This window comes from Burkholderia sp. MSMB1588, assembly GCF_001546925.1.
Lineage (GTDB): Bacteria > Pseudomonadota > Gammaproteobacteria > Burkholderiales > Burkholderiaceae > Burkholderia > Burkholderia humptydooensis.
Genome location: NZ_CM003770.1, coordinates 1221468 through 1247025 on the forward strand (window position 1 = coordinate 1221468; position 25558 = coordinate 1247025).

Sequence of the window (25558 nt, forward strand, 5' to 3'; positions counted from 1 at the left end):
GAGATGCAACCTCACAACCCAAGATTACTGCTTCTTCCAAGATTGGTTGCGCTGCGAAGCAACGCAACAACCCTCTTTGCCTGATGACCATAGCGAGTCGGTCCCACCCCTTCCCATCCCGAACAGGACCGTGAAACGACTCCACGCCGATGATAGTGCGGATCCCCGTGTGAAAGTAGGTAATCGTCAGGCTCCTCCTCTTGAAACCCCCGCCCCTCACAGGCGGGGGTTTCGCCTTTTACCCCCAGCCTCAACAAAAAACAACGCACGGGCGCATCCCCCAGTCATCCAAGAGAAGAATCGGAAGAACGCGCTAACATCTGATTCTTCGATCCTGTCTGGAGCACGTCGTGAATATCGGGAGGGCCGCAAAGGCTTCGGGTGTCAGCGCGAAAATGATTCGCTACTACGAGAGCGTGGGGCTTCTCAATCCCGCGAAGCGGACCGATTCTGGATATCGCGTCTACCAAGACGAGGAGATCCATTTGCTTCGCTTCATTCGGCAGGCGCGGCGGCTCGGATTTCTTGTCGACGACATCAGGAGACTGCTCGCACTCTGGCAGGATCGCTCAAGGGCAAGCGCCGAAGTCAAAGCGATCGCGCTCGCGCACGTGGCCGAGCTCGATGGCCGGATCGCCGAGCTTACGGACATGCGGAATACGCTCGCGAACCTTGCAGCCCATTGCAACGGGGACGATCGTCCAGACTGCCCCATTTTGGAGCGCTTGGCGGATCCTTGTTGTGATCCAAGGTAGTGCATGCAAGGGTAGAGTCTTGCCGTCGCAAGCCGAGGAAATATCCAAAAAATCAGGCGCTTAAGCTGGGATTGTTTGAGCTATTCCAAACTGGCATGCATCGCATTCGAGCATTTCACTGGCAAGTTGGTGCAATCCCGCTATAATCGGGTTAACCCTATACGGGATATCCCTGACATCGATTCACCAGGGGATCTCAACCTTCCTTGGAGAGCCAACATGTTTGCCTACATCATCGAAAAGCTGAGCAACTGGTTTGAGGCTGCAGAACGCAACCGCCGTGAAGCCTATCTGGCATCGTCGAGCGACATCGTTCAGCTCGAACAGCGTATTCGCTCGCTGGAAACCAACGGCTACTCGCTGTAACTCGGCGCGGCAAGACGCCGCACCACGCGCTCGATGCGCAAGCAAAGGAAAGGCCCCGTATTGACGGGGCTTTGTCTTTTTGTAAGCTGAAAATGTCGTGCGCCAGAGATCACCGTCTATCAACATACAATCAACATCGTCTGAAACGGGGGCCGGATGAGAGTCGTCAATCGCTTCTTTTGCTATGCGACGAACTGCGCTGCATTGTTCGGTATCGCGACAGCCGCGGTCGCCGGATCGGACAGCACGCGTGCACCGCTGATCCTGGATACCCAAAGCGGAATTCACGACGGCAAGAGCGGCATAGTGCTGCAAAACGCGCCATTATCGCGTGCGCCAATCGTCGCGCCGACGCAACCCGCCCCGATGACTGAACTGCCACCCGGTTCGACTGCGCCGTTGGTCGTCATCCCGTATATCGAAGTGCCGAACTCGGCCGTTCCGCTCAAGGCGCCCCAGCCGCGTCAATAAGCGGCGTTCCGGTTAGTTGGCGCGATGCTCGATCGCGAATTTCGCGCCGCCGTCCTGGCCGAGCACTTCGACGAGATACGGCAGCGTTTCCTTCATCGTATCGACCAGCGTATATGGCGGGTTCAGAATGAACATCCCGCTGCCGAAAAGCCCAAAGCTGTCCGATGGCGGCCGGCTTACCGTCAAGCTCAGATGCAGCCAGTTGTTCGGCTGCAACTGCTTCAGGTGATCGGGGAATTTCTGCGATTCCGGGCGGCTTACCTGCGGATACCAGATCGCATAGCACCCCGTTGCAAATCGCTTCAGGCTTTCCTCGACGCAAGCGATCGTCTTCGCGTAATCGCGCTTGTCCTCGTATGACGGATCGACCAGCACGAGCGCACGCCGCGGCGGCGGCGGCAGCAATGCCTTGATGCCTTCGAATCCGTCGCCGGCGTAGATCATCGCGCGGCGTCCAGCGTCACGGAAATTGTGACGCAGCACGTCGATTTCGGTACTGTGCAACTCGAACAAGCGCATCCGGTCCTGTTCGCGCATCAGCCGCCATGCGAGATAGGGCGAGCCCGGGTAGTAGCGCAACTCGCCGTCGCTGTTCAGCGCGCGCACTTCGTCGACATAGTCGGACAGCGCCTCGGGCAGATCCGTCGCGTCCCAAATTTTTTCGATCCCCGTGCTGAATTCGCCGGTTTTCGCCGCATAGCCATCGAACAGCGAATAGACGCCTGCGCCAGCGTGCGTATCAATGTACCAATACGACTTGTCTTTCTTGTTCAAATAACGCAGCAACTGCACGACGACGGCGTGTTTGAGGACGTCCGCGTGATTGCCGGCGTGAAAGCCGTGACGATAGCTGAGCATGGCGAGAGAAATACGGAGCGATACGTGAAAATCGGCCAAGCGCCGGGCGTGCAGATCATGCGGTGATACTGGCTCGCGGATGTGGCCGGCCGATGCGGTCGCGTATTGTACGCGAGTATGCAACACGGCCTGCCGTTCGGCTATTGATACGCATCGCCAACGATCTGCTCGATTCGCTGCTTCGCGTCCGGCGTGATCTTTGCCGCCACGTCGAGCGCGCGCATGTTCTCGACGATCTGCTCGACGCGCGATGCGCCGGTGATCACCGTGCTGACGCGAGGGTTTTTCAGCACCCACGCAAGGGCGAGCTGGCCGACGGTGCAACCGAGGTCGTTCGCAATCTCGCCGAGCGCTTCCACGACGCTGTTCCTCGCCGGGTCTGTCAATTGCTCGCGCAGCCAGTCGTAGCCGTGAATTTCGGCTCGGCTTCCGGCGGGAACGCCATGCCGGTATTTTCCTGTCAGCAGCCCCGAAGCGAGCGGGCTCCAGGTCGTGAGCCCCATGCCGAAGTCTTCATAGAGACGCCTGTATTCCAGCTTGACTCGCTTGCGATGGAACAGGTTGTATTGCGGCTGCTCCATTGTCGGCTTGCGCAGATGATGCCGTTCAGCAATTTCGTATGCGGCGCGAATCTCGTCGGCACTCCATTCGGACGTACCCCAATAGAGTGCCTTGCCGCGCGCGATGATGTCGCTCATCGCCCATACGGTTTCCTCGATCGGCGTATTGGGATCGGGACGGTGGCAGAACACGAGGTCGACGTAGTCGAGCTGAAGGCGCTGCAGCGACGCGTCGATCGCGTTCAGCAAGTATTTGCGGTTGAGGGTGTGGTACTGATTCGGCGCTTCTGCGAGCCCCCAGAAAAACTTCGTCGACACCACGTAACTGATGCGCGGCCAGCCGAGGGACTTCAGCGCATGCCCCATGATTTCCTCTGATTTGCCGCCCGCATACACTTCGGCGTTGTCGAAGAAATTGACGCCGGCGTCGCGCGCGGCAGCCAGCGATTCTCGCGCCGTACGGCGGTCGACCTGGTTGCCGTAGGTGACCCATGAACCGATCGACAGCTCGCTGACCTGCAATTCGGAACGTCCCAGCCTTCGGTAGTTCATAACGCCTCCGATCGAGCGTGACCGACCACAAGCTTAGCTCGTTTGACCGCGATGCGCGGTCCCGTTCATGCACAATAGCGGTGTCGGCCGCGCGGCGACAGCCGCGCCATTCGGCCTATGCTATCCGGCAGACTGGATCGATGCCGGACGCGATGCTTTCATTGACTTGACTGACGGAGACTTGGGGAATGACTTCGAACTTGAACGGGAAGGCGGCCGTCGTGACGGGCGCAGCAAGCGGCATCGGCAAGGAAATCGCGCTGGAGCTCGCGCGCGCGGGCGCGGCGGTGGCGATCGCCGACCTGAATCAGGACGGCGCGAACGCGGTGGCCGGGCAGATCAGGCAGGCGGGCGGCCAGGCGATCGGCGTCGCGATGGACGTGACCAACGAGGGCGCGGTCAACGCAGGCATCGACAAGGTGGCCGAGACGTTCGGCTCGGTCGACATCCTCGTGTCGAACGCGGGCATCCAGATCGTCAATCCGATCGAGAACTACGCGTTCGCCGACTGGAAGAAGATGCAGGCGATCCACGTCGACGGCGCGTTCCTGACGACGAAGGCCGCGCTCAAGCACATGTACAAGGACGATCGCGGCGGCGTGGTGATCTACATGGGCTCGGTGCACTCGCACGAGGCGTCGCCGCTGAAGTCGGCGTACGTGACGGCCAAGCACGGGCTGCTGGGCCTCGCGCGCGTGCTGGCGAAGGAAGGCGCGAAGCACAACGTGCGCTCGCATGTCGTGTGTCCGGGCTTCGTGCGCACGCCGCTCGTCGACAAGCAGATTCCGGAGCAGGCGAAGGAGCTGGGGATCAGCGAAGAGGACGTGGTGAAGAAGGTGATGCTCGGCCAGACGGTGGACGGCGTGTTCACGACGGTCGAGGACGTCGCGAAGACGGTGCTGTTCCTGTCGGCGTTCCCGAGCGCGGCGCTGACCGGCCAGTCGTTCGTCGTCAGCCACGGCTGGTTCATGCAGTAAGCGGTGGCTTGAATGAGCAAGCGTCGAAGTGCGGCATGGCACGGCCATTTTGCGTTGTTTCAGCCGTTCGGCTGCCCGCGGCCGCGCGTGAGTCCCGGGCGGAGTCCCGTGTGACCTGGGACATAAAGAAACGCGCTCCGCCGGGAGCGCGTTTCTCGTTTCCGTAGCGGCGGCGCCCGCTTTACTTCAGCACCACGGCGATCGCGTTTGCGACGACGTCGATGTTGCGCGTGTTGAGCGCCGCGACGCAGATCCTGCCGGTGCTCACCGCATAGATGCCGAACTCTTCGCGCAGACGGTCGACTTGCGCCGACGTCAGGCCCGAGTACGAGAACATCCCGCGTTGCGCGTTGATGAAGCTGAAGTCGCGCTCGACGCCGGCCGCCTTCAGGCGCTCGACGAGGCCATTGCGCATCGCGCGGATGCGATCGCGCATTTCGCCCAGTTCCTGCACCCACGAAGCGCGCAGTTCCGGCGAAGCGAGCACCGCGGCGACGATCGCGCCGCCGTGCGTCGGCGGGTTCGAGTAGTTCGTGCGGATCACGCGCTTCAACTGCGACAGCACGCGTGCGGCTTCGTCCTTGCTGTTGGTGATGATCGACAGCGCGCCGACGCGCTCGCCGTACAGCGAGAACGACTTCGAGAACGACGACGACACGAACACGTTCAGATCCGCCGCCGCGAAGAGGCGCACCGCGGCCGCATCGGCCTCGATGCTCTCGCCGAAGCCCTGATAGGCGATGTCGAGGAACGGCACGAGCTGGCGCGCCTTCACGACCTCGACCACCTGCGCCCATTGCGCGTCGTTCAGGTCGACGCCCGTCGGGTTGTGGCAGCAGGCGTGCAGCACGACGATCGTGCCCGGCTCGTAACCGTTGAGCGCGGCCAGCATGCCGTCGAAGTTGACGCCGTTCGTCATCGCGTCGTAGTACGGGTACGCGACGACTTCGAAACCTGCCATGTCGAACAGCGCACGGTGGTTTTCCCAGCTCGGATCGCTGATCGCGACTTTTGCCTTCGGATTCAGCGTGTGCAGGAAGTCTGCGCCGATCTTCAGTGCGCCCGTGCCGCCGAGCGCCTGCGCCGTCACGACGCGGCCGGCCGCGATCAGCGGCGAATCGTCGCCGAGCAGCAGCTTCTGCACCGACGCGTCATAGGCGGCAATCCCGTCGATCGGCAGATAGCCGCGCGGCAGGCCGGCTTCGACCCGCGCCTTTTCCGCGTCGCGCACCGCACGCAGCAGCGGAATCTTGCCGTCCTCGTTGGTGTAGACGCCGACGCCCAGATTCACCTTGGTCGGGCGAGTGTCGGCGTTGAAGGCTTCGTTCAGGCCCAGGATAGGGTCGCGGGGGGCAAGTTCGACAGCGGAGAAGAGCGACATAATTGATTCGCAGCAGTTGTGAAAAGAGGGTCAGCTTCGGGCGTCGATGCGGGCCGGCGATCGTCGGGCAACGCTCGGCAGTCCGGCGCGAAAGCGAAAGCGAAACGCGGCAGCTTGCCATTGTAACGAATTCGACGTCTCCATTCGGCTAATGTCTCGGCCGCGCGCGCGGTTTTTGCGCGTCCGGCCGCCAAATCCCGAGCACGGCGATGCGGAGCCGGCCGGACGTCGAAGCGCTAGAATGATCTTTTGCTCCGTTTCGGCCCGCCGCCTCCCGCATCCACATGTCCGAACATCATTCCGACACCCGCGATGATCTCGACGAATCGAAATTCGTGACGTTCGACGGATCCCCGTTCCAGCTATATCAGCCTTATCCGCCGTCGGGCGACCAGCCCACCGCGATCGCGACGCTCGTCGAAGGCGTCGAGGACGGCCTGTCGTTCCAGACGCTGCTCGGCGTGACGGGCTCGGGCAAGACCTACACGATGGCGAACACGATTGCGCGGCTCGGCCGCCCGGCGATCGTGTTCGCGCCGAACAAGACGCTCGCCGCGCAGCTCTATGCGGAGTTCCGCGAGTTCTTCCCGCGTAACGCGGTCGAGTACTTCGTGTCGTACTACGACTATTACCAGCCGGAAGCGTATGTGCCGCAGCGCGACCTCTTCATCGAGAAGGATTCGTCGATCAACGAGCACATCGAGCAGATGCGGCTGTCGGCGACGAAGAGCCTGATGGAGCGGCGCGACGTCGTGATCGTCGCGACGGTGTCGGCGATCTACGGTATCGGCAACCCGTCCGAATACCACCAGATGATCCTCACGCTGCGCACGGGCGACAGGATCGGCCAGCGCGAGGTGATCGCGCGGCTGATCGCGATGCAGTACACGCGCAACGAGCAGGACTTCCAGCGCGGCACGTTCCGCGTGCGCGGCGACACGATCGACATCTTCCCGGCCGAGCACGCGGAGATGGCGGTGCGCGTCGAGCTGTTCGACGACGAGGTCGATTCGCTGCACCTGTTCGATCCGCTGACGGGGCGCGTGCGGCAGAAGATTCCGCGCTTCACCGTCTATCCGTCGTCGCACTACGTGACGCCGCGCGAGACCGTGATGCGCGCGGTCGAGACGATCAAGGACGAGCTGCGCGATCGCCTCGAGTTCTTCCACCGCGACGGCAAGCTCGTCGAGGCGCAGCGCCTCGAGCAGCGCACCCGGTTCGACTTGGAGATGCTGCAGGAGCTCGGCTTCTGCAAGGGCATCGAGAACTATTCGCGACACTTCTCCGGCGCGGCGCCGGGCGAGCCGCCGCCGACCCTCGTCGACTATCTGCCGTCCGACGCGCTGATGCTGCTCGACGAATCGCACGTGCTGATCGGCCAGTTGAACGGGATGTACAACGGCGACCGCGCGCGCAAGGAGAACCTCGTCGATTACGGGTTCCGGCTGCCGTCGGCGCTCGACAACCGGCCGCTCAAGTTCCCCGAGTTCGAGCGCAAGATGCGCCAGGTGGTGTTCGTATCGGCGACGCCCGCCGATTACGAGCGGCGCGTGTCCGGCCAGACCGCCGAGCAGGTCGTGCGGCCGACGGGGCTCGTCGACCCCGAGATCGAGGTGCGGCCGGCGAGCACGCAGGTCGACGACGTGCTGTCCGAGATCACCGAGCGCGTGAAGGCCGACGAGCGCGTGCTGATCACCGTGCTGACGAAGCGCATGGCCGAGCAACTGACCGAATTCCTCGCGGATCATGGCGTCAAGGTCCGCTATCTGCATAGCGATATCGACACCGTCGAGCGCGTCGAAATCATTCGCGACCTGCGGCTCGGCACGTTCGACGTGCTGGTCGGGATCAACCTGCTGCGCGAAGGGCTCGACATTCCGGAGGTGTCGCTCGTCGCGATCCTCGACGCGGACAAGGAAGGCTTCCTGCGCGCCGAGCGCTCGCTGATCCAGACGATCGGACGCGCGGCGCGCAACGTGAACGGCAAGGCGCTCCTGTACGCGGACCGGATCACCGATTCGATGCGCCGCGCGATCGACGAGACCGAGCGGCGGCGCGCGAAGCAGATCGCGTACAACGAGGAGATGGGCATCACGCCGCGCGGCGTCGTGAAGCGGATCAAGGACATCATCGACGGCGTCTACAACGCCGACGAAGCGCGCGCCGAACTGAAGGAGGCGCAGCAGCGCGCGAAATTCGAAGACATGTCCGAGAAGCAGATCGCGAAGGAAATCAAGCGGCTCGAGAAGCAGATGGCCGATTACGCGAAAAATCTCGAGTTCGAGAAAGCCGCGCAGACGCGCGACCAGCTCGCGCTGCTGCGCGAACGGGTATTCGGCGCGAATGTGGGCGATCATCTGAGCGGGGTCGAATGAGGGTTCCGCGGCGCCCCGCCGCATTCGTTAATCTCGCTGTAAGCCTTGTCGGATCAGGGATTTAGCGGCATCTCCATTTGTTTTGGAGGGCGTTCGGTGCTACACTTGCGCCTGTATTGAGAATAGTTCGCATTAGCGTTCTTCATCGCTTTTTTTGTCTCACCCCCGGGTTCCGGGTCCGCGCGGGCGGGACGTGTAACACGAGATAAAAACAGGAGTGTCAATGTTGCGTTCTTCCTTTGTCCGCAGCGGCGTCGCGTTGGCGGCCGCGTGCGCTGCGCTGTCGGCGACGGCGGCCGAATACCCGATCGGCAAGCACCAGATTCAAGGCGGGATGGAGATTGGCGCGGTGTACCTGCAGCCGATCACGATGGACCCGGAAGGCATGATGCGCAAGGCGTCGGATTCGGACATCCACCTCGAAGCCGATATCCATGCGGTCAAGAACAACCCGACGGGCTTCGCCGAAGGCGACTGGATGCCGTATCTGCAAGTCGCATACAAGCTGACGAAGCAGGGCGACGCGAAGTGGAAGTCGGAAGGCGATCTGATGGGCATGGTCGCGAGCGACGGTCCGCACTACGGCGACAACGTGAAGCTCAACGGCCCCGGCAAGTATCACCTGACGCTCGTCGTGAAGCCGCCGATGCAGACGGGTCACATGGCGTTCGGCCGCCACGTCGACAAGGAAACCGGCGTCGGCGCGTGGTTCAAGCCGATCACGCTCGAATACGATTTCCCGTTCGCCGGAATCGGCAAGAAGGGCGGGTACTGATCGCGCGAGCAGCAAACGGACAGCGCGCGATGAGCGCGCTGTCTTTTTAGAGAAATACGATGACATTCCCCAGAGCATTCGCATTCGCCGCCGCGATTTTCATCGCGGGCGCAGCGCACGCGGCCGATCTGCCGACCTTCAAGCTCGAGATGGCTGACGGCAAGCTCAATCCGGCGCGCATCGAAGTGCCGGCCGGCCAGCGCATCAAGATTCAGATTCGCAACACGGGCAAGGGCGCCGTCGAGTTCGAGAGCGTGCAGCTTCGCAAGGAGAAGGTGCTCGCGCCGGGCGGCGAATCGTTCGTCGTGATCGCGCCGCTGTCGCCGGGCGAGTACAAGTTTTTCGACGATTTTCACCAGCAGGCGCAAGGCGTCATCGTCGCGAAGTAACGGTTTTCGCGTTTGACGCGCGGCACGTGCCGCGCGGCGGGCGCCGGGAGGTAAAAACAAATGGGTCAGATCTTGTTCATCGTCTGGCGGGAGAGCGTCGAGGCGTTGCTCGTCGTCGGCATCCTCTATGCATGGCTGAAGAACGGCGACGACGATGCGCGCCGCGGCTTGCCTTATCTGTGGGCGGGCGTTGGCGTCGGCCTGCTGATGGCGGTGGGCCTTGGCGCCGCGCTCGTCGGCTTCACCGAAGTGCTGTCGGGCGACGCGCAGGACTACTTTCAGACCGCGATGGTGCTGATCGCGTGTGTGCTGATCGTGCAGATGGTGCTATGGATGAAGCGCCACGGGCGCACGCTCAAGCGCGACATGGAGCAATCGCTGCAGAAGAGCACGCAGGACGCGAACTGGTGGGGCGTCGCAGTGCTCGTCGCGCTCGCGATCGCGCGCGAGGGCAGCGAGACGGTTATTTTCCTCTACGGGCTCGGCTTCGGCCAGTCCGGGCACGTCGACGGCGGCCAGATGCTCGCCGTGCTGATCGGCCTCGGTCTCGCGTTCCTGACGTTCTACGTACTGCAACTCGGCGGCAAGTACTTCTCGTGGCGGCACTTTTTCCGCGTCACTGAAATCATGCTGCTGTTCCTCGGCGCAGGCCTGTTCCAGACGGGCGTCGACAAGCTGATCGACAAGGAAATCCTGCCGCTCGGCATCGCGCAATTGTGGGATACGTCGGCGATCCTCGACGATTCGAGCACGTTCGGCTCGCTCGTGTCGACGCTGACGGGCTATCGCGCGCATCCGTCGCTCACGAATCTCGTGGCGTACGCGGCCTACTGGGCGCTTGTCTACCTACTGATCAAGCGCGCCGCGCGCCGCCCGGCGGCGACTGCGGGGCGGCCCGCATGAGCGCAGTCGTCGGCCGTCGCCGCACGAGCTTCGTCGCGCAAGCCGGGCACTGGATGCAGCGCCACGGCGCGCTGATCCGCGGCATCCAGTGGGCCGTGGTGCTCGTCTATGCGCTCCTCATCCTCGTGCCGGCGTTCATGCCGCTGCCCGACGATACCGCGCACCTGTGGAGCAACCTGACGCTCGCCGCGCAGTTCGTGTTCTGGGGCATCTGGTGGCCGTTCGTGCTGCTGTCGATGGTGATGCTCGGCCGCGTCTGGTGCGGCGTGCTGTGTCCAGAGGGCGCATTGAGCGAATTCGCGAGCAAGTTCGGCCGCGGCCGCGCGATTCCGCGCTGGATGCGCTGGGGCGGCTGGCCGTTCGTCGCGTTCGGCCTGACGACGATCTACGGGCAGATGGTCAGCGTCTATCAGTATCCGCGCGCCGTGTTGCTCGTGCTCGGCGGCTCGACGCTCGCCGCGATCGTGATCGGCTTTCTGTACGGACGCGAGAAGCGCGTATGGTGCCGCTATCTGTGCCCGGTGAACGGCGTCTTCTCGCTGCTCGCGCGTCTTTCGCCGCTGCGCTACAAGGTCGACGAGGGCGCATGGCGCCGTTCGTACAAGAAGGGCGAGGACGGCCACCGCGTGATTCCGATCAACTGCGCGCCGCTCGTGCCGCTTCGCAACATGAAGGGCGCGGCGGCGTGCCACATGTGCGGCCGATGCAGCGGCCACCGCGGCGCGATCGAATTGACGACGCGCTCGCCGTCCGAGGAAGTGGTCGCGCTCGGTGACACGCAGGCGAGCGGCTGGGACACCGCGCTCATCCTCTACGGCCTGCTCGGCGTCGCGATCGGCGCGTTCCACTGGACGGTGAGCCCGTGGTTCGTGCAGATCAAGCAGGCGCTCGCGGGCTGGCTGATCGATCACGACATCATGTGGCCGCTCGATACGAACGCGCCCTGGTTCATCTTCACGCACTACCCCGAGCACAACGATGTGTTCTCGTGGCTCGACGGCTCGCTCGTCATCGCGTACATCGCCGGCACGGGGCTCGCTTACGGCACGGCGCTCGCCGTGCTGCTCGCCGGCGCCGCCGCAATGCTCGGCCGCTTCGAGCGCGTGCGGCTCCATCATCTGGCGCAGGCGCTGATTCCGCTCGCCGGCGCGGGCGTGTTTCTCGGCTTGTCGGCGACGACGCTTTCGCTGTTGCGCGCCGAGCATGTGCCGCTCGGCTGGGCGTCGGATGTTCGCATCGCGATTCTCGTCGGCGCGAATCTGTGGAGCGCGTGGCTTGCCTGGCAGGTCACCGGCCGCTATGCGGGCTTGCCGCGGCGGCTCGTCGCGATGCTCTGGTTCGGCGCCGCGCTCGCGGTGGTCGATAGTGCGTGGTGGCTGATGTTCTGGGGATTCTGACGCGCTTCGAGCGGTATGATGCAGCCGTCGATGGACGCGCATCGCGAAGGAGTGTCGAGATGAGAACCAAATCCGTTCTGACGAGCGACGACGTGAAGAAGATGGCCGCCGCCGCCGAGTCGTTCGCGGCCGCGAACCAGTGGTCCGTGACGGTCGCGATCTTCGACGACGGCGCGCATCTGCTGCATCTGCACCGGATGGACGGCGCCGCGCCGAGTACCGTCGAGATGGCGATCGGCAAGGGCCGCACGGCCGCGCTTGGCCGTCGCGAGAGCAAGGTCTACGAAGACATCGTGCTGCAAGGGCGCGTGTCGTTCCTGAGCGTGCCGCTCGTCGGCCTTGTCGAGGGCGGCGTGCCGATCGCCGTTGAAGGCGAGACGGTCGGGGCGATCGGCGTATCCGGCGTGAAGTCCGAGCAGGATGCGGCCGTCGCCCGCGCGGGAATCGCCGCGTTGACCGACGCAGGCTGATCGGCACGGTGCGGCACATTGCGTCGCTCGCCTGTCTCGGCGTCGAGACGATCGACGAGCCGCTGTTCGTGCGTTTCGCGATTGACCGTCTCCGCCCATCCATCAAACAAAAAAGCGACGCGTCCGGTGACGCGTCGCTTTTCTCTTTCACGCAGTGAGAACCCAAAAAAAGCGGCTTGGCTTGCTGCAACGGCTGCTTGAATATGTTTGCACGAAGGGGTCTAGACTCGCGTGCAAGCCGTTGTGGCTGGCTAATGCCTAACACCTCTCGGAGAGGTGGTCCCCACAATACTCGGTTCGTTACTTCGTCAGGATCAGCTTGCCGAGGCGCGTGGCCCGCAACTGATAGGTTTCGCCGTTATGCGCGATGCTCACGTGGCTCTGGCCTTGCAGCAACGCGTCGCTGCTCACTACGCGCTGCCCGGCGCTCGCGCTTGCGGCGGCGGCAGGCTTCGCGATGGCCTTTGCCGATTCGGCCGGCGTCGTCACCGCTGCTGCCTTGGAACGGCTGCTGGGTGCGGTACCGCCGGTGCGGCGCAACGTGAGCGTAGTAGAGCGCATAAGTTCGGTCATTCAGGCGATCGGTGAGTGGCGATTCGATGGAATGAATACTAAATGATAACCATTCCCATTTACAATGTATCTTTATCGATCGAAAACTGATTGCCGATAGGCGGAGACAAAGAGGGCGACGGATGCACCGCCGCCAGGGATCGTCAGTGCAGCGGGTCCGGGTCCTTGCGGCCCTGCGCGTACTCGCGAATCAGGCGAACGGTGTCGATGTCGGATGCGCGGTAGGCTTCCCTCACGATCCCCTGCGTCTGGCGTGCGTCCTCGCTGTCGTTGCTGACAGGCAGCGTCGTCCGATACTCGAAGCGCAGGAACAACTGCTGATCGTCACGTTCTTCGATCGTCATCGTCAGCGACCCGCCGATCTCGCCGTCGGCCGCATGGATGTCGTAGCGGACCTGCTCGTTCGGCGTGAACGTCACGCGATCGCGTACCGTCGCGTTGCCATAGTGCAGTTCGCGCTCGAGCGTCGTTTCCGTGCGCGCGTGAACGATGCAGTTGTCTAGGCCGATCACGAACAACTGCGGCTGCTCGGCGCGCAGCACGAGGCCTTCCCACAGCTGCGCGCGAGTCAGCGTCGGCAGGGACGGGTTGTCGGCGGCGTTAATCTGGATCAGATGTTCGAAGTTCAAAGCGGCGGATTCCTTCTGTAGTGCGGCCCATGCCGGGCGCGAGAAGATATTGTGACGCAAATCCGCCGCGGCGGCGGAGCTTCGGCCCTCTGCCGTTCGGCCAATGGGGGCGGCCGCCGTCTATGCGGAAATGCGGCCCATCCGGCCCCTCTGGTAATCGGCGACCGCCGCGCGGATCTCGTCCTCGGTGTTCATCACGAACGGGCCGTAGCGCACGATCGGCTCGTTGAGCGGCGCGCCGCCGATCAGCAGCAAGTCGAGCGGCGCATCGCCCGCGGCGAATACGGCGGTGTCGCCGTCTTCCGCGTACACGACGACATGGCGCGCGTCGACCTCCGTTCCGTCCGCTCCGTAGAATCCGCTGCCCTCGATCGGATAGGCGAATACGCGAAAGCCGGGCGGCACCGGCTGCTCGACGATTGCGCCGGGCGACAGCGTGAAGTGCTGGTAGAGCATCGGGGTGCGCGTCTCGATCGTCGCACATGCGCCGAACGCCTCGCCGGCGATCACCCGCACGATCGCGCGGCCGTCGGGCGATTTGGCGGTCGGAATGCGCGCGGCCGGAATGTCCTGATAGCGCGGCGCGATCATCTTGTCGCGGCGCGGAAGGTTCACCCAGAGCTGGAACGCGTGCGCGCAGCCACCCCGGCGCGCGAATTCGGGGTCGGGCATTTCGCTGTGGACGACGCCCGCGCCCGCCGTCATCCACTGGACGTCGCCCGGACCGAGCGCGCCCGCATGTCCCGCCGAATCGCGATGGCGAAACCAGCCTTCCAGCACGTAAGTAACGGTTTCGAAGCCGCGGTGCGGATGATCGGGCGCACCCTTCGCATCGCCCGGCGCGTAATCGACGGGCCCCATTTCGTCGAGCAACAGGAACGGATCGAAATCCGTCAGCAGGCGGGTCGGAAACGGGCGGTGAACCACGAAGCCGCCGCCTTCCGTCGTGCGGAGCGCCGGGTAGGTACGCTGGATCGAGCGGGCGATAGTCATGGAAAAGCTCTCGGAGTGATGGGAAATAACGTTATTTTTGCAACGTAAGGCTATTATATTGAGCGAATTGCCGATTAAATCCGCTCGATTCGCAATGGATCGTTGTGGAATTGGAACGATGAAATGACTATCGATGCACATAACCTGAACGACTTGATGTACTTCTCTCAGGTGGTCGAGCACGGCGGCTTCTCGGCCGCGGAACGCGTGCTCGGCATCTCGAAGTCGCGCCTTTCGCGGCGGCTGACCGAGCTCGAGGCGACGCTCGGCGTGCGCCTGTTGCAGCGCTCGACCCGCAAGCTCGCGTTGACCGAGGCCGGCCAGCTCTTCTATCAGCATTGCCAGGCGATGTTGTCGGAGGCGCAGGCCGCGATGAACGCGGTGCAGCAACTGCGCTCGTCGCCGCGCGGCACAGTGCGCGTGAGCGTGCCCGTCACGGTGTCGCAGACAATGCTGTCGCGCCTGCTGCCGGAATTCCTGCGCCGCTATCCTGAAGTGCGCGTGCAGATTCGCGTGACGAATCGCGTGATCGACCTGTTCGAAGACTCGATCGACGTCGCGCTGCGCGTGCGATCCGAGCCGCCGCAGAATGCGAACATCGTCGTGCGGCCGCTGTGGCGCACCGAGCAGATGCTCGTCGGCGCGCCGAGCCTGCTGCAGCAGAATGCGCCGCCCCTCGTGCCCGACGATCTGGCGGGATTCGACACGCTCGATACGCCGTCCGGAGACGGGCGGCACGTGTTCAACCTGATCGCGCCGGACGGCACGCGCCACGCGCACGAGCACGAGCCGCGCCTTGTGACGGCGGATCTGATGACGATTCGCGAAGCGGTGCTCGACGGGGTCGGAATCGCCGCGCTGCCGGAATCGATGTACGGTAACGCGTTGCGCGCGGGACAACTGTCGCCGGTGATGCCGGGATGGACGCTGCCTGTGCCGCAGCTCTATGCGGTGTTCGTGTCGCGGCAGGGGATGCCGCCCGCCGTGCGCGCGTTCGTCGATTACCTCGTCGAGAAGCTCGACAACGAAAACTACAAGGACCCGGGCTGTCCGGAGCGCGGCACGAAGGACGCGGAGACGAGGATTTCGCTCTGACGGAATCGGAAGATCGCGCGCGCATCGGTTTTGTCATTTGACGCGAGTCACGCAATCGGTAGTTTCAATCGGCAGCCGCTTGAATGCGTGCTCGCCCCGGCCTATATTGGAATCCCGATTTCGTGAGGGAAGGTGCCGAGCGAAACAAGGTGGCCGCATATGTTGCGAGCCAGATAGGGCAGACCGCGCAAGTCCGTGCAGACCACGGCATGTCGCATCGCGTTGCTCGACGCGCAGCAGTCAGGCCGCCGGGCCCGCCGCCCGAAGGCGCCCGTGCGCGCATGAAAAAAGGCCTTCATCTGGCGATGGAGGCCTTTTACTTTGGGGGCCGCGTGCGTTTATCGCACGCGAGATGCGCTGCGCTTACTTCGCGTTCGACTTCGGCTCGGTCACGAAGCCGAGCTTCGTCAGGCCGCCTGCCTGCGCGGCCGACATCACTTCCGCGACGCGTTCATAGGCGACCTTGCGGTCCGCGCGCAGATGCAGTTCCGGCTGCGGGTTCGTCTGCGCGGCTTGCGCGATGCGCGACTGAAGATCGGTCGCGCTCACCGGCTGGTCGTCCCACAGAACCGTGCCGTCGCTTTCGATCGCGACGTCGATCGTCTTCGGCTTCACCTCGACCGGCTGGCTGCTCGCGCGCGGCAGATCGATCTTCACCGCATGGTGCATCGCCGGGATCGTGACGAGGAAAATGATCAGGAGTACGAGCATGACGTCGACGAGCGGCGTCATGTTGATCTCGTTCATCAGGCCGTCGTCGTCCTCGTCGCCGAAGCTGGGGTTCATTGCCATCGCAAGCCTCCGCTCAGTTCGCGCGCGCGGCGAGCCGCAGCCCGTCGCGCTGCGCCGACGACGCGAGGCGCGCGCCCGTCACGAAGTACGCATGCAGGCCGTGCGCGAAGCGGCGCAGGCGGCTCATGATGCTCTTGTTCGCGCGCGTGAGCGCGTTGTAGCCGAGCACGGCGGGAATCGCGACGAACAGGCCGAACGCGGTCATGATCAGCGATTCGCCGACGGGGCCGGCGACCTGGTCGATCGACGTCTGGCCCGTCGCGCCGATCACGAGCAGCGCATGATAGATGCCCCACACGGTGCCGAACAGACCGACGAACGGCGCGGTGCTGCCGATCGACGCGAGGATCGCGAGGCCGCCCTGCATCCGCGCGATGCCTTCGTCCATCGTGTCCTTCAGGCAACGCGTGACCCAGTCGGACACGTCCATCCGGTCGTGCAGGTGCGGCTGCGTCTGATGGTGATGATCGGAGGCTTCCTTGCCGGACAGCGCGAGCGCGAGGAACGGGTTGTCCTGCGCCGACGACGATGCGCGGCCGAGCTTCTTCACGCCTTCGTCGAAATCGTCCGAATGCCAGAACGACTGTTCGGCGTCTTTCGACAGGCGCTTCAGGCGAATCACGTTCCAGCCCTTGATGACGATCACCATCCACGACAGGACCGACATCACGAGCAGCGCGACCGCGATGGAGCGTGTCACGAAGTCACCTTGCGCCCACACGTGCGCGATTCCGTAGCTTTGCATTTCCTTTCCTTGTTGTTTCTTTCGGTGTTGCTGAGATTAGTCGGTCAGAGTGAAGTCATAAGGCTGCGTGTAGGCGGCGCGCATCGGCTGTCCGTTCTGCAGATATGGCTGGCACGGCGACGAGCGGATCGCGTCGAGCGCCGCGTCGTCGAGGCGCGGGAAGCCGCTGCTCTGGACGACCTGAGCGCTTTCGATCCTGCCCGTCAGGCCGACGACGAAGCGGACCTTCACGACACCCGTCTCGCCGCGCCGCTTCGACATCGACGGATAGGCGGCCTTCGCGATCTGGCAGGTCAGGTGCGCGCCTTCCTTCGGCGCGACGATCTCCATCGTCGGGCGGTTCGCCGGCGCGCCCGCGGGCGGCACGGCTTTCGCGCTCGTCTCGGCGGGCGCGGCAGGCGCGGGCGGTGCGGGTTCCGGCGCGGTGATCGCATTCGGCGCAGGCTCGTGCGTGACGGGCAGCGGCGTCGGGCTCGGCTTCGCGACGGGCCGGGGGACGGGCGCCGGCTTCGGCTTGACCTTCGGGACGGGCTTCGGCGGCGTGGGCGCCGGCGCCGACTGGATGCCGACCGGCTGCGCGACGGGCGCGCTCAGCAACTCGGCGGTGATCGTCTTCGATTCGAGCGGACGATGCGGCACGTCGTTGCGCATCAGCAGCGCGCCGGTGAGCAGGAGCGCGTGTCCGGCGAGAACCGTCGCGGCAGCGGTGACGACGCGGGGATTCATACGGGAAAAGGCCGGCGCGGATGCGGCCGGCAAGGAATTCGAAACCTGCATGTTAGCTTCGTAGCACGGCGGCGCGCGTGACGAGCGCCGCGAAGTGTTGCATCACTTGCGGAAAATCAGCAAAGAGATGCACACGGTAGTCACGAATCCGATCAGCAATTCCATTACGGGCTCCTTTACAGGTAGGCCGTTGGCTCGCGCGGGCAGGCTTGCTGACGGGCTGGTAAAACGAGAGCGCGGCGCGCGGCGCCGCGTGCAATCCTGGCACGCCGGTCAAGCCGCCTTGCGTTCGTAGAACATGATGGGGACTGGCACGGCCGCGGGGTGCTCGACACCGCAGCGGCTCGCACAAACGCCCTGTTCCGCCATGATCCCGCGCACGGTTTCCTCGCACTTGCCGCAGCAGGTGGCGACCCCGAGTTCGAACTGGAGTTCTTCGAAGGTGTCCGCGCCTTCCTCAAAGGATGCGCGAATCTTCCGATCGGAAACGGACTTGCATACGCAGACGATCATGATGGAGCGCGATAGCTAACGTTAATGCGAATTATTATCATTATATTTGTACGGGTTGGCAAGCGCGGCTCCGGGTTTTTTGTAACAAAACCAGGTGCTTGGAAGGGTTTCCGGGGAAGGCCGCAGCGGTGAGGCTACGACGGATCGGCGGCCGACGCGGCCGTGCTGGGAGACGAAATGGTGACGGATTCGACCGGCACGTCGAGCCCGAGCAGCGTCGCGGCGAGCGTCTGCAAATGCCGGCCGTCGCTCGTCGAGCAGAGGCGCGGCAGCGGCGCCGGCCGGGACGAGGCGGGCGCGCGCAGCCCGCGCTCGTCGAGGATGCGCGCGAGCTGTCGGGCGATCGCATCGCCCGTGTCGATCAGATGAAGGCGGTTCGACGTCACGTCGCGGATCGCCGCGTCGAGGAACGGGTAGTGCGTGCAGCCGAGCACGAGCGTATCGGCGCCTGCTTCGAGCATCGGCTCGAGATAGCCCGCGAGCAGCGCACGCAACTCGGGCGAGCCGGTGTCGCCGCGCTCGATCGCCTCGACGAGGCCGTGCCCCGCCTGGCGGATGAAACGGCAGTCGGCCGCGTAGCGCGCGATCAGCGCTTCGAAGCGTGCGCTGCGCAGCGTCGCCTGCGTCGCGAGCACGCCGGCGACGCGCGTCTTCGAATGCAGCGCCGCCGGCTTGATGCCGGGCTCGACGCCGACGAGCGGGATCGGCAGACGTTCGCGCACGACGGCGATCGATTGCGCGGTGGCCGTGTTGCACGCGACGACGAGCGCCTTCGCGCCCTGCGCGACGAGCCATTCGCCGATCGCGAGCGTGCGCTCGATGATGAACGCGTCGTCGCGCGGGCCATATGGCGCATGGCGCGAATCGGCGACATAGACGATCGCCTCGCCGGGCAGTTGCTCGCGCACCGCGCGCAACACCGACAGGCCGCCGAGCCCCGAATCGAAGATGCCGATCGGCGTGCGGGCGGGCGATACGCGGGAATCGGACGTGTGCGGCGTCGTCATGCGGGCGATCGAGCGTGAACCGAATGAAATATCGACGAGAGGGAATTACTCCGGCGAGCCCATCATCGACTGCTGATAGTTCTGAATGCCGACCTTGCCGATCAGATCGATTTGCGTTTCGAGCCAGTCGATGTGCTCTTCGGTATCGTCGAGGATCTTCTCGAAGATTTCGCGTGACACGTAATCACGCACCGATTCGCAATAAGCGATGGCTTCCTTGCACGTGGCCTGCGAGACCTGCTCGAGCTTCAGATCGCATTTCAGGATCTCCTCGGTTTCCTCGCCGACGAGCAGCTTGTGCAGATCCTGCAGGTTCGGCAGGCCGTCGAGCACGAACACGCGTTCGATCAGCCAGTCCGCGTGCTTCATTTCGCCGATCGATTCGTCGTATTCGTGCTTGCCGAGTTTCTCGAGCCCCCAGTGCTTGTACATCCGCGCATGCAGGAAATATTGATTGATTGCGGTCAGTTCGTTTTTCAACTGGGCGTTCAGATATTCGATGACTTTCTTGTCGCCTTGCATGTTCGTTCCTTGTGATGTGTGGGGCTTGAGTCCCTGAACGATAAACGCTCGTTCCTGAAAAGCCAAGGGCGAATCCGTTCGATGTCCGAAAGACGGAACGGACCCGCCGCATCAAAAAGGCCGGATTGAAATCCGGCCTGAAAATCATTCCTATTTACGCGCTCGCGACCGGAATCTTGCCGATCTTCGCCTGCCACTCCTTCGGCCCCGTCTGATGGACCGACGTGCCCTGCGAATCGACCGCGACCGTCACCGGCATGTCCTGCACGTCGAACTCGTAGATCGCTTCCATGCCGAGGTCTTCGAACGCGAGCACCTTCGCGCCGCGGATCGCCTTCGACACGAGGTACGCGGCGCCGCCGACCGCCATCAGATACGCGGCCTTGTGCTTCTTGATCGCGTCGATCGCGACGGGGCCGCGCTCGGCCTTGCCGACCATCGAGATGAGGCCCGTTTGCGCGAGCATCGTCTCGGTGAACTTGTCCATGCGCGTCGCCGTCGTCGGGCCTGCCGGGCCCACCACTTCGTCGCGCACCGGATCGACCGGGCCGACGTAGTAGATCACGCGGTTCGTGAAGTCGACGGGCAGCTTCTCGCCCTTGGCGAGCATGTCGGCGATGCGCTTGTGCGCGGCGTCGCGGCCGGTGAGCATCTTGCCCGACAACAGCAGCGTCTGGCCCGGCTTCCACGACGCGACTTCTTCCGGCGTCAGCGTATTCAGGTCGATGCGCTTGCTCGTTTCGGTGTTCGGCTCCCAGTGGACCTTCGGCCATGCGTCGAGCGACGGCGCTTCGAGCGACGCCTGCCCCGAGCCGTCGAGCACGAAGTGCGCGTGGCGCGTGGCCGCGCAGTTCGGGATCATCGCGACGGGCTTCGACGCCGCGTGCGTCGGCGCGGCCATGATCTTCACGTCGAGCACGGTTGCGAGGCCGCCGAGACCCTGCGCGCCGATGCCGAGCGCGTTGACCTTCTCGTGCAGCTCGACGCGCAGTTCTTCGACCCAGTCCTTCGGGCCGCGCGCGATGATCTCCTGGATGTCGATCGACTCCATCAGCGATTCCTTCGCCATCAGCATCGCCTTCTCGGCGGTGCCGCCGATGCCGATGCCGAGCATCCCCGGCGGGCACCAGCCCGCGCCCATCGTCGGCACGGTCTTCAGCACCCAGTCGACGATCGAATCCGACGGGTTCAGCATCACGAACTTCGACTTGTTCTCCGAGCCGCCGCCCTTTGCCGCGACCTGCACGTCGACTTTGTCGCCCGGCACGATCTCGTAGTGGATCACGGCCGGCGTGTTGTCCTTCGTGTTCTTGCGCGCGCCTTCGGGCGGGTTGACGATCGATGCGCGCAGCACGTTGTCCGGATGCGTGTAGCCGCGGCGCACGCCTTCGTTGATCATGTCGGTGACGCTCATCGTCGCGCCGCCGTTTTCACTTGCCCAGCGCACGTCCATGCCGACCTTCACGAAGATCGTGACGATCCCCGTGTCCTGGCAGATCGGGCGCTTGCCCTCCGCGCACATGCGGCTGTTCGTCAGGATCTGCGCGATCGCGTCCTTCGCGGCCGGGCTCTGTTCGAGCTCGTATGCGCGGCCGAGCGCCTGGATGTAGTCGAGCGGATGGTAGTAGCTGATGTACTGCAGCGAATCCGCGATGCTCTGGATCAGGTCTTCCTGCTTGATGACGGTCATGGCTGAGGCTCTGTGAGGACTGTGGGTATGGGAATCGACTCAGGCCGACTGTTGCGCCGGCTCGCGCGGCGCCGACGGGTGCGTCGGCGCTTCGTGGAAATGCTCGGGGTGCGTGTGCGTCGTCAGGCGGTCGACCCACGCCATCACGATCGCCGACACGAGGAACGCGACATGGATCAGCACCTGCCACATGATCGCGTGCACCGTGTGCTGGTCCGGATTGATGAACGTCTTCAGCAGGTGGATCGACGAGATGCTGATGAGCGCCATCGACAGCTTCACCTTCAGCACGCCCGCGTTCACGTGGTCGAGCCATTCCGGCTCGTCCGGATGGCCCTCGACGCCCAGGCGCGACACGAACGTTTCATAGCCGCCGACGATCACCATGATGAGCAGGTTCGAGATCATCACCACATCGATGAGGCCGAGCACGGCGAGCATGACGCTCGTTTCGTCGAGGCTCGCCGCGTGCGACAGCAGATGCCAGACTTCCTTCAGGAACAGGAACACGTAGATCGCCTGCGCGACGATCAGGCCCAGATAAAGGGGGACTTGCAGCCAGCGGCTCATGAAGATGACGGCGGGCAGCGGGCGCATCTTGCGGCGGGCCGGGCGGGCGGCGCGCAGATCGGTCGGGGCGGCGGACATGGTCGGGCGAAGCGGGGATGCGGGGATATGGAGCGTTTTTGAAAAAAAGCGCGTTATTGTAACGCGTCGGTCGGGCCGCTTGCAGCGGCGCGGCATCGAGGCCGCGCATCGAGGCCGGCGGTGCCGACCGTGCGCGGGCGACGTGCGTTCAGGGCGAGTTCAGGGTGAGACGGGCGGCGAGCGCCGCACGCGCAGGCTCGCGAGCACGATGCCCGTCACGACGCACGCGAGCGCGATGCCGTGCGCGAGCGTCGGCCGTTCGCCGAGGAACAGGATGCCGTAGATCGCGGCCGAGATCGGCAGCACCGCGCTGAACACGCCGGCGAGGCTGCCCGGCACGTGACGGATGCCCTTCATCCACAGCCAGAACGAGAAGATGCTCGCGGACAGGCCGTACCAGACGACGAGCGTCCAGACGCCCGCCGGCACGCTCGCGTAGTCGAAATGCCAGAGCGCGCCCGCGCCGAGCGGCAGCATCAGCAGCAGGCCGAACAGGTGGGTGTACGCGCAGATGTCGATCGGCGCGAGCGTCTGCGTGAGGCGCCGCGACAGGATCACGTAGATCGACTCGCAGCAGACCGCGCCGAGCATCAGCAGATTGCCGGCGAGCGAGCCCGCGTGCGCGCCGCCTTCGCTCGCGGTGCCGTTCGCGACATTGATCGTCACGACGCCGGCGATCGCGAGCGCGATCGACACGAGCGCACGCCTGTTCGGTTTCTCGCTCAGGAAGATCCATGCGAACAGCGCGACGACGGCCGGGATCGTGCTTGTGATGACGCCCGCCGCGACGGCGCTCGTGCGCTGCACGCCGTTGAGCATCAGCAGCGTGAACATGAACGTGCCGAAGAACGCCTGCAGGAACAGGTTCAGCCATTCGCCGCGCTTGACGGTGCGCATCTTGACGGGGCTGAAGAGCGGCCAGAGCACCGCGTTCGCGATGACGAAGCGCAGCGTGGCGAGGAGGGTGACGGGAACGAAGGCGACGATCGATTTGCCGATGCCGACGTTGCTGCCGACGAGCAACATCGACGCGATGAGAAAGGAGGCGTAGCGATTCAAGCTGGAATCCGGGCGACGAGTTGGTTAGCATTGTAGGGTCGCACGAAAGCCAGCGTAAAGCCGCGTCGGACCGCTCGCCGCGTAAGTGACGGGTAAGTTCCGGCGCTTATCGTGAAACGTCTGCATCGTTTTGCCGCGGCCGTCCGGCGTGGTGCGGTGCAGCATCGCGCGTCACATGAGCCGCATGCGGCGCGCAGGGTGGGAGACAGGCGCGTCGCGCGCCAATCAGACACGGCGCGCCCGATCGCGCCGGCACGTAGTGGGTTCCATGTTCACCAAGGGGTAGTCGATGTCTGCGATTGAATCGGTTCTGCACGAACGCCGCCAGTTCGCGCCGCCCGCCGCCGTGGAGAAGGCGGCAGCCATTTCCGGCATGGCGGCTTATCGGGCGCTCGCCGAAGAGGCTGAGCGCGATTACGAAGGATTCTGGGCGCGTCTCGCGCGCGAGACGCTCGAATGGCACAAGCCGTTCGGCAAGGTGCTCGACGAGACGAATGCGCCGTTCTACACGTGGTTCGAGGACGGCGAGCTGAACGCGTCGTACAACTGCCTCGACCGCCACGTCGCCGCCGGCCTCGGCGAGCGCGTCGCGGTGATCTTCGAGGCCGACGACGGCACCGTCACGCGCGTCACCTACGCCGATCTGCTCGCGCGCGTGTCGCGTTTCGCGAACGCGCTGAAGAGGCGCGGCGTCGGCCGCGGCGACCGCGTTGTCATCTACATTCCGATGTCGGTCGAAGGCATCGTCGCGATGCAGGCGTGCGCGCGGATCGGCGCGACGCACTCGGTCGTGTTCGGCGGCTTCTCGTCGAAGTCGCTGCACGAGCGCATTGTCGACGTCGGCGCGACCGCGCTCATCACGGCCGACGAGCAGATGCGCGGCGGCAAGGCGCTGCCGCTCAAGAACATCGCCGACGAGGCGCTCGCGATGGGCGGCTGCGACGCGGTGAAGACCGTCGTCGTCTATCGCCGCACGGGCGGCAACGTCGGCTGGCACGCGGGCCGCGACGTCTGGATGCACGAGATCGTCGCGAACGAGTCCGACGCGTGCGAGCCCGAGTGGGTCGGCGCCGAGCATCCGCTCTTCATCCTGTACACGTCCGGCTCGACCGGCAAGCCGAAGGGCGTCCAGCACAGCACGGCGGGCTATCTGCTGTGGGGCGCGCAGACGATGAAGTGGACGTTCGACTGGAAGCCGACCGACGTGTTCTGGTGCACGGCCGACATCGGCTGGGTCACGGGCCACTCGTACATCACGTACGGGCCGCTCGCCGTCGGCGCGACGCAGGTCGTGTTCGAGGGCGTGCCGACCTATCCGAACGCGGGCCGCTTCTGGAAGATGATCGGCGACCACAAGGTATCCGTGTTCTACACCGCGCCGACCGCGATCCGCTCGCTGATCAAGGCGGCCGAGGCCGACGACCACGTGCACCCGAAGAGCTACGATCTGTCGAGCCTGCGGATCATCGGCACGGTCGGCGAGCCGATCAATCCGGAAGCGTGGATGTGGTATCACAAGCACGTCGGCGGCGGGCGCTGCCCGATCGTCGACACGTGGTGGCAGACCGAGACGGGCGGCCACATGATCACGCCGCTGCCCGGCGCGACGCCGACCGTGCCGGGCTCGTGCACGCTGCCGCTGCCGGGCATCATGGCCGCCGTCGTCGACGAGACGGGCCAGGACGTGCCGAACGGGCAGGGCGGCATTCTCGTCGTCAAGCGTCCGTGGCCGGCGATGGCGCGCACGATCTGGGGCGACCCGGACCGCTTCAAGAAGAGCTATTACCCGGAAGAGCTCGGCGGCCGCCTCTATCTGGCGGGCGACGGCACCGTGCGCGACAAGGAAACCGGCTACTTCACGATCATGGGCCGCATCGACGACGTGCTGAACGTGTCCGGACACCGGCTCGGCACGATGGAGATCGAATCGGCGCTCGTGTCGCACGAACTCGTCGCGGAGGCGGCCGTGGTCGGCCGGCCGGACGACACGACGGGAGAGGCGGTCGTCGCGTTCGTCGTGTTGAAGCGCACGCGGCCGGAAGGCGAAGAGGCGGCGGCGCTCGCGAAGGCGCTGCGCGACTGGGTCGGCAAGGAGATCGGGCCGATCGCGAAGCCGAAGGACATCCGCTTCGGCGACAACCTGCCGAAGACGCGTTCGGGCAAGATCATGCGGCGCCTGCTGCGCTCGCTCGCGAAGGGCGAGGCGATCACGCAGGACACGTCGACGCTCGAGAACCCCGCGATCCTCGAACAGCTCGCCGAAGTGCGCTGAGCGTGACGGCGCGCGGCGCGCTGCCGAATGCGCGCCGCCCGAGCCCCTGCGCGGCAATCCCGATT

Annotated in this window: 27 protein-coding genes and 1 rRNA gene; 13 read left to right on the top strand and 15 right to left on the bottom strand. The window is 64.5% G+C overall.

Annotated features, from left to right (window positions below):
• The first annotated feature begins 79 nt into the window (after nucleotides 1-79).
• The 4 genes from rrf (at nucleotide 80) to WS92_RS05045 (ending at nucleotide 1592) form a co-directional block, all read left to right on the top strand.
• A 5S ribosomal RNA gene (gene rrf / locus WS92_RS05035) occupies nucleotides 80-192 on the top strand.
• A gap of 158 nt (nucleotides 193-350) precedes the next feature.
• On the top strand, nucleotides 351-755 hold the full coding sequence (gene cueR / locus WS92_RS05040; protein ID WP_059930454.1) for a Cu(I)-responsive transcriptional regulator: 405 nt from the start codon (nucleotides 351-353) through the stop codon (nucleotides 753-755).
• A 219-nt stretch (nucleotides 756-974) separates the two neighbouring features.
• On the top strand, nucleotides 975-1121 hold the full coding sequence (locus WS92_RS31110) for a DUF3563 family protein (protein ID WP_006028476.1): 147 nt from the start codon (nucleotides 975-977) through the stop codon (nucleotides 1119-1121).
• A 204-nt stretch (nucleotides 1122-1325) separates the two neighbouring features.
• Nucleotides 1326-1592: a hypothetical protein gene (locus WS92_RS05045; RefSeq protein ID WP_043283100.1), complete on the top strand. Its 267-nt coding sequence runs from the start codon at nucleotides 1326-1328 to the stop codon at nucleotides 1590-1592.
• Nucleotides 1593-1604: 12 nt separating this feature from the next.
• Here the strand turns inward: WS92_RS05045 and rlmJ are convergent, their stop codons facing one another.
• A complete protein-coding gene (rlmJ, locus tag WS92_RS05050; RefSeq protein WP_059930453.1) occupies nucleotides 1605-2450 on the bottom strand; it encodes a 23S rRNA (adenine(2030)-N(6))-methyltransferase RlmJ in 846 nt (281 codons plus the stop codon).
• A 140-nt stretch (nucleotides 2451-2590) separates the two neighbouring features.
• Nucleotides 2591-3562 (bottom strand): potassium channel beta subunit family protein, encoded by a 972-nt coding sequence (locus tag WS92_RS05055; RefSeq protein ID WP_059930452.1) that lies wholly within the window; start codon nucleotides 3560-3562, stop codon nucleotides 2591-2593.
• Nucleotides 3563-3750: 188 nt separating this feature from the next.
• On the opposite strand from WS92_RS05055, the gene WS92_RS05060 reads away from it, so the two are divergent.
• A complete protein-coding gene (locus tag WS92_RS05060) occupies nucleotides 3751-4539 on the top strand; it encodes a 3-hydroxybutyrate dehydrogenase (protein WP_061083810.1) in 789 nt (262 codons plus the stop codon).
• 181 nt (nucleotides 4540-4720) lie between these two features.
• On the opposite strand, the gene WS92_RS05065 is transcribed toward WS92_RS05060, so the two are convergent.
• Entirely contained in the window at nucleotides 4721-5920 is a 1200-nt protein-coding gene (locus WS92_RS05065) for an amino acid aminotransferase (RefSeq protein ID WP_059934839.1), read from the bottom strand.
• A 284-nt stretch (nucleotides 5921-6204) separates the two neighbouring features.
• On the opposite strand from WS92_RS05065, the gene uvrB reads away from it, so the two are divergent.
• The 6 genes from uvrB to WS92_RS05095 all read left to right on the top strand — a co-directional run bounded on the left by uvrB (nucleotide 6205) and on the right by WS92_RS05095 (nucleotide 12229).
• Nucleotides 6205-8295, top strand: a complete 2091-nt coding sequence (gene uvrB / locus WS92_RS05070) for an excinuclease ABC subunit UvrB (RefSeq protein ID WP_006028482.1) — start codon at nucleotides 6205-6207, stop codon at nucleotides 8293-8295.
• Nucleotides 8296-8518: 223 nt separating this feature from the next.
• Nucleotides 8519-9070, top strand: a complete 552-nt coding sequence (locus tag WS92_RS05075; RefSeq protein ID WP_009914338.1) for an iron transporter — start codon at nucleotides 8519-8521, stop codon at nucleotides 9068-9070.
• Between the two features lie 59 nt (nucleotides 9071-9129).
• Entirely contained in the window at nucleotides 9130-9459 is a 330-nt protein-coding gene (locus tag WS92_RS05080) for a cupredoxin domain-containing protein (protein WP_006028484.1), read from the top strand.
• Between the two features lie 60 nt (nucleotides 9460-9519).
• On the top strand, nucleotides 9520-10362 hold the full coding sequence (locus WS92_RS05085) for an FTR1 family iron permease (protein ID WP_015602848.1): 843 nt from the start codon (nucleotides 9520-9522) through the stop codon (nucleotides 10360-10362).
• On the top strand, nucleotides 10359-11759 hold the full coding sequence (locus WS92_RS05090) for a 4Fe-4S binding protein (RefSeq protein ID WP_059934838.1): 1401 nt from the start codon (nucleotides 10359-10361) through the stop codon (nucleotides 11757-11759). The genes WS92_RS05085 and WS92_RS05090 overlap by 4 nt, the downstream gene beginning before the upstream one ends.
• A gap of 59 nt (nucleotides 11760-11818) precedes the next feature.
• Nucleotides 11819-12229, top strand: a complete 411-nt coding sequence (locus tag WS92_RS05095) for a GlcG/HbpS family heme-binding protein (RefSeq protein ID WP_059934837.1) — start codon at nucleotides 11819-11821, stop codon at nucleotides 12227-12229.
• Nucleotides 12230-12529: 300 nt separating this feature from the next.
• On the opposite strand, the gene WS92_RS05100 is transcribed toward WS92_RS05095, so the two are convergent.
• The 3 genes from WS92_RS05100 to WS92_RS05110 all read right to left on the bottom strand — a co-directional run bounded on the left by WS92_RS05100 (nucleotide 12530) and on the right by WS92_RS05110 (nucleotide 14424).
• Nucleotides 12530-12718 carry a hemin uptake protein HemP gene (locus WS92_RS05100; protein ID WP_006028489.1) on the bottom strand — a complete coding sequence of 63 codons (189 nt, stop codon included), beginning with the start codon at nucleotides 12716-12718 and terminating at the stop codon, nucleotides 12530-12532.
• 227 nt (nucleotides 12719-12945) lie between these two features.
• Entirely contained in the window at nucleotides 12946-13431 is a 486-nt protein-coding gene (locus tag WS92_RS05105; protein ID WP_006028490.1) for an SRPBCC family protein, read from the bottom strand.
• 120 nt (nucleotides 13432-13551) lie between these two features.
• Nucleotides 13552-14424, bottom strand: coding sequence for a pirin family protein (locus tag WS92_RS05110; RefSeq protein WP_059934836.1), 873 nt, complete (start codon nucleotides 14422-14424; stop codon nucleotides 13552-13554).
• A 123-nt stretch (nucleotides 14425-14547) separates the two neighbouring features.
• Here WS92_RS05110 and WS92_RS05115 point away from each other — a divergent pair, with 123 nt between their 5' ends.
• Entirely contained in the window at nucleotides 14548-15519 is a 972-nt protein-coding gene (locus WS92_RS05115) for a LysR family transcriptional regulator (protein ID WP_059934835.1), read from the top strand.
• 363 nt (nucleotides 15520-15882) lie between these two features.
• On the opposite strand, the gene WS92_RS05120 is transcribed toward WS92_RS05115, so the two are convergent.
• The 9 genes from WS92_RS05120 to WS92_RS05160 form a co-directional block, all read right to left on the bottom strand.
• Nucleotides 15883-16311 carry an ExbD/TolR family protein gene (locus WS92_RS05120; RefSeq protein WP_059934834.1) on the bottom strand — a complete coding sequence of 143 codons (429 nt, stop codon included), beginning with the start codon at nucleotides 16309-16311 and terminating at the stop codon, nucleotides 15883-15885.
• A 13-nt stretch (nucleotides 16312-16324) separates the two neighbouring features.
• Nucleotides 16325-17056 (bottom strand): MotA/TolQ/ExbB proton channel family protein, encoded by a 732-nt coding sequence (locus WS92_RS05125; protein WP_059934833.1) that lies wholly within the window; start codon nucleotides 17054-17056, stop codon nucleotides 16325-16327.
• A 36-nt stretch (nucleotides 17057-17092) separates the two neighbouring features.
• Nucleotides 17093-17833 (bottom strand): energy transducer TonB, encoded by a 741-nt coding sequence (locus WS92_RS05130; RefSeq protein WP_041861969.1) that lies wholly within the window; start codon nucleotides 17831-17833, stop codon nucleotides 17093-17095.
• A 222-nt stretch (nucleotides 17834-18055) separates the two neighbouring features.
• Nucleotides 18056-18295, bottom strand: coding sequence for a (2Fe-2S)-binding protein (locus WS92_RS05135; RefSeq protein WP_009914377.1), 240 nt, complete (start codon nucleotides 18293-18295; stop codon nucleotides 18056-18058).
• A gap of 134 nt (nucleotides 18296-18429) precedes the next feature.
• Nucleotides 18430-19302: a glutamate racemase gene (gene murI, locus WS92_RS05140; RefSeq protein ID WP_059934832.1), complete on the bottom strand. Its 873-nt coding sequence runs from the start codon at nucleotides 19300-19302 to the stop codon at nucleotides 18430-18432.
• A 45-nt stretch (nucleotides 19303-19347) separates the two neighbouring features.
• The gene (bfr, locus tag WS92_RS05145; protein ID WP_006028498.1) at nucleotides 19348-19824 is read right to left on the bottom strand and encodes a bacterioferritin; all 477 of its coding nucleotides are present in this window, start codon (nucleotides 19822-19824) and stop codon (nucleotides 19348-19350) included.
• Nucleotides 19825-19978: 154 nt separating this feature from the next.
• Entirely contained in the window at nucleotides 19979-21514 is a 1536-nt protein-coding gene (locus WS92_RS05150) for a fumarate hydratase (RefSeq protein WP_015603323.1), read from the bottom strand.
• A gap of 39 nt (nucleotides 21515-21553) precedes the next feature.
• Complete coding sequence (locus WS92_RS05155; RefSeq protein WP_006028500.1) at nucleotides 21554-22162, bottom strand: TIGR00645 family protein; 609 nt, start codon at nucleotides 22160-22162, stop codon at nucleotides 21554-21556.
• Nucleotides 22163-22321: 159 nt separating this feature from the next.
• Nucleotides 22322-23221: a DMT family transporter gene (locus WS92_RS05160; protein WP_059934831.1), complete on the bottom strand. Its 900-nt coding sequence runs from the start codon at nucleotides 23219-23221 to the stop codon at nucleotides 22322-22324.
• Between the two features lie 289 nt (nucleotides 23222-23510).
• On the opposite strand from WS92_RS05160, the gene acs reads away from it, so the two are divergent.
• The gene (gene acs, locus WS92_RS05165) at nucleotides 23511-25493 is read left to right on the top strand and encodes an acetate--CoA ligase (protein WP_006028502.1); all 1983 of its coding nucleotides are present in this window, start codon (nucleotides 23511-23513) and stop codon (nucleotides 25491-25493) included.
• Nucleotides 25494-25558 lie beyond the last annotated feature (65 nt).

Bases quoted from the DNA above. Each gene is read 5' to 3' on its own strand.
- WS92_RS05095 (WP_059934837.1), top strand. From the start codon at position 11,819: ATGAGAACCAAATCCGTTCTGACGAGCGACGACGTGAAGAAGATGGCC.
- WS92_RS05150 (WP_015603323.1), bottom strand. From the start codon at position 21,514: ATGACCGTCATCAAGCAGGAAGACCTGATCCAGAGCATCGCGGATTCG.
- uvrB (WP_006028482.1), top strand. From the start codon at position 6,205: ATGTCCGAACATCATTCCGACACCCGCGATGATCTCGACGAATCGAAA.
- WS92_RS31110 (WP_006028476.1), top strand. From the start codon at position 975: ATGTTTGCCTACATCATCGAAAAGCTGAGCAACTGGTTTGAGGCTGCA.
- WS92_RS05110 (WP_059934836.1), bottom strand. From the start codon at position 14,424: ATGACTATCGCCCGCTCGATCCAGCGTACCTACCCGGCGCTCCGCACG.
- WS92_RS05155 (WP_006028500.1), bottom strand. From the start codon at position 22,162: ATGTCCGCCGCCCCGACCGATCTGCGCGCCGCCCGCCCGGCCCGCCGC.
- WS92_RS05085 (WP_015602848.1), top strand. From the start codon at position 9,520: ATGGGTCAGATCTTGTTCATCGTCTGGCGGGAGAGCGTCGAGGCGTTG.
- WS92_RS05055 (WP_059930452.1), bottom strand. From the start codon at position 3,562: ATGAACTACCGAAGGCTGGGACGTTCCGAATTGCAGGTCAGCGAGCTG.
- WS92_RS05115 (WP_059934835.1), top strand. From the start codon at position 14,548: ATGACTATCGATGCACATAACCTGAACGACTTGATGTACTTCTCTCAG.
- WS92_RS05130 (WP_041861969.1), bottom strand. From the start codon at position 17,833: ATGCAGGTTTCGAATTCCTTGCCGGCCGCATCCGCGCCGGCCTTTTCC.
- bfr (WP_006028498.1), bottom strand. From the start codon at position 19,824: ATGCAAGGCGACAAGAAAGTCATCGAATATCTGAACGCCCAGTTGAAA.
- WS92_RS05060 (WP_061083810.1), top strand. From the start codon at position 3,751: ATGACTTCGAACTTGAACGGGAAGGCGGCCGTCGTGACGGGCGCAGCA.
- WS92_RS05080 (WP_006028484.1), top strand. From the start codon at position 9,130: ATGACATTCCCCAGAGCATTCGCATTCGCCGCCGCGATTTTCATCGCG.
- WS92_RS05065 (WP_059934839.1), bottom strand. From the start codon at position 5,920: ATGTCGCTCTTCTCCGCTGTCGAACTTGCCCCCCGCGACCCTATCCTG.
- WS92_RS05090 (WP_059934838.1), top strand. From the start codon at position 10,359: ATGAGCGCAGTCGTCGGCCGTCGCCGCACGAGCTTCGTCGCGCAAGCC.
- WS92_RS05125 (WP_059934833.1), bottom strand. From the start codon at position 17,056: ATGCAAAGCTACGGAATCGCGCACGTGTGGGCGCAAGGTGACTTCGTG.
- WS92_RS05135 (WP_009914377.1), bottom strand. From the start codon at position 18,295: ATGATCGTCTGCGTATGCAAGTCCGTTTCCGATCGGAAGATTCGCGCA.
- murI (WP_059934832.1), bottom strand. From the start codon at position 19,302: ATGACGACGCCGCACACGTCCGATTCCCGCGTATCGCCCGCCCGCACG.
- acs (WP_006028502.1), top strand. From the start codon at position 23,511: ATGTCTGCGATTGAATCGGTTCTGCACGAACGCCGCCAGTTCGCGCCG.
- WS92_RS05075 (WP_009914338.1), top strand. From the start codon at position 8,519: ATGTTGCGTTCTTCCTTTGTCCGCAGCGGCGTCGCGTTGGCGGCCGCG.
- rlmJ (WP_059930453.1), bottom strand. From the start codon at position 2,450: ATGCTCAGCTATCGTCACGGCTTTCACGCCGGCAATCACGCGGACGTC.
- WS92_RS05120 (WP_059934834.1), bottom strand. From the start codon at position 16,311: ATGGCAATGAACCCCAGCTTCGGCGACGAGGACGACGACGGCCTGATG.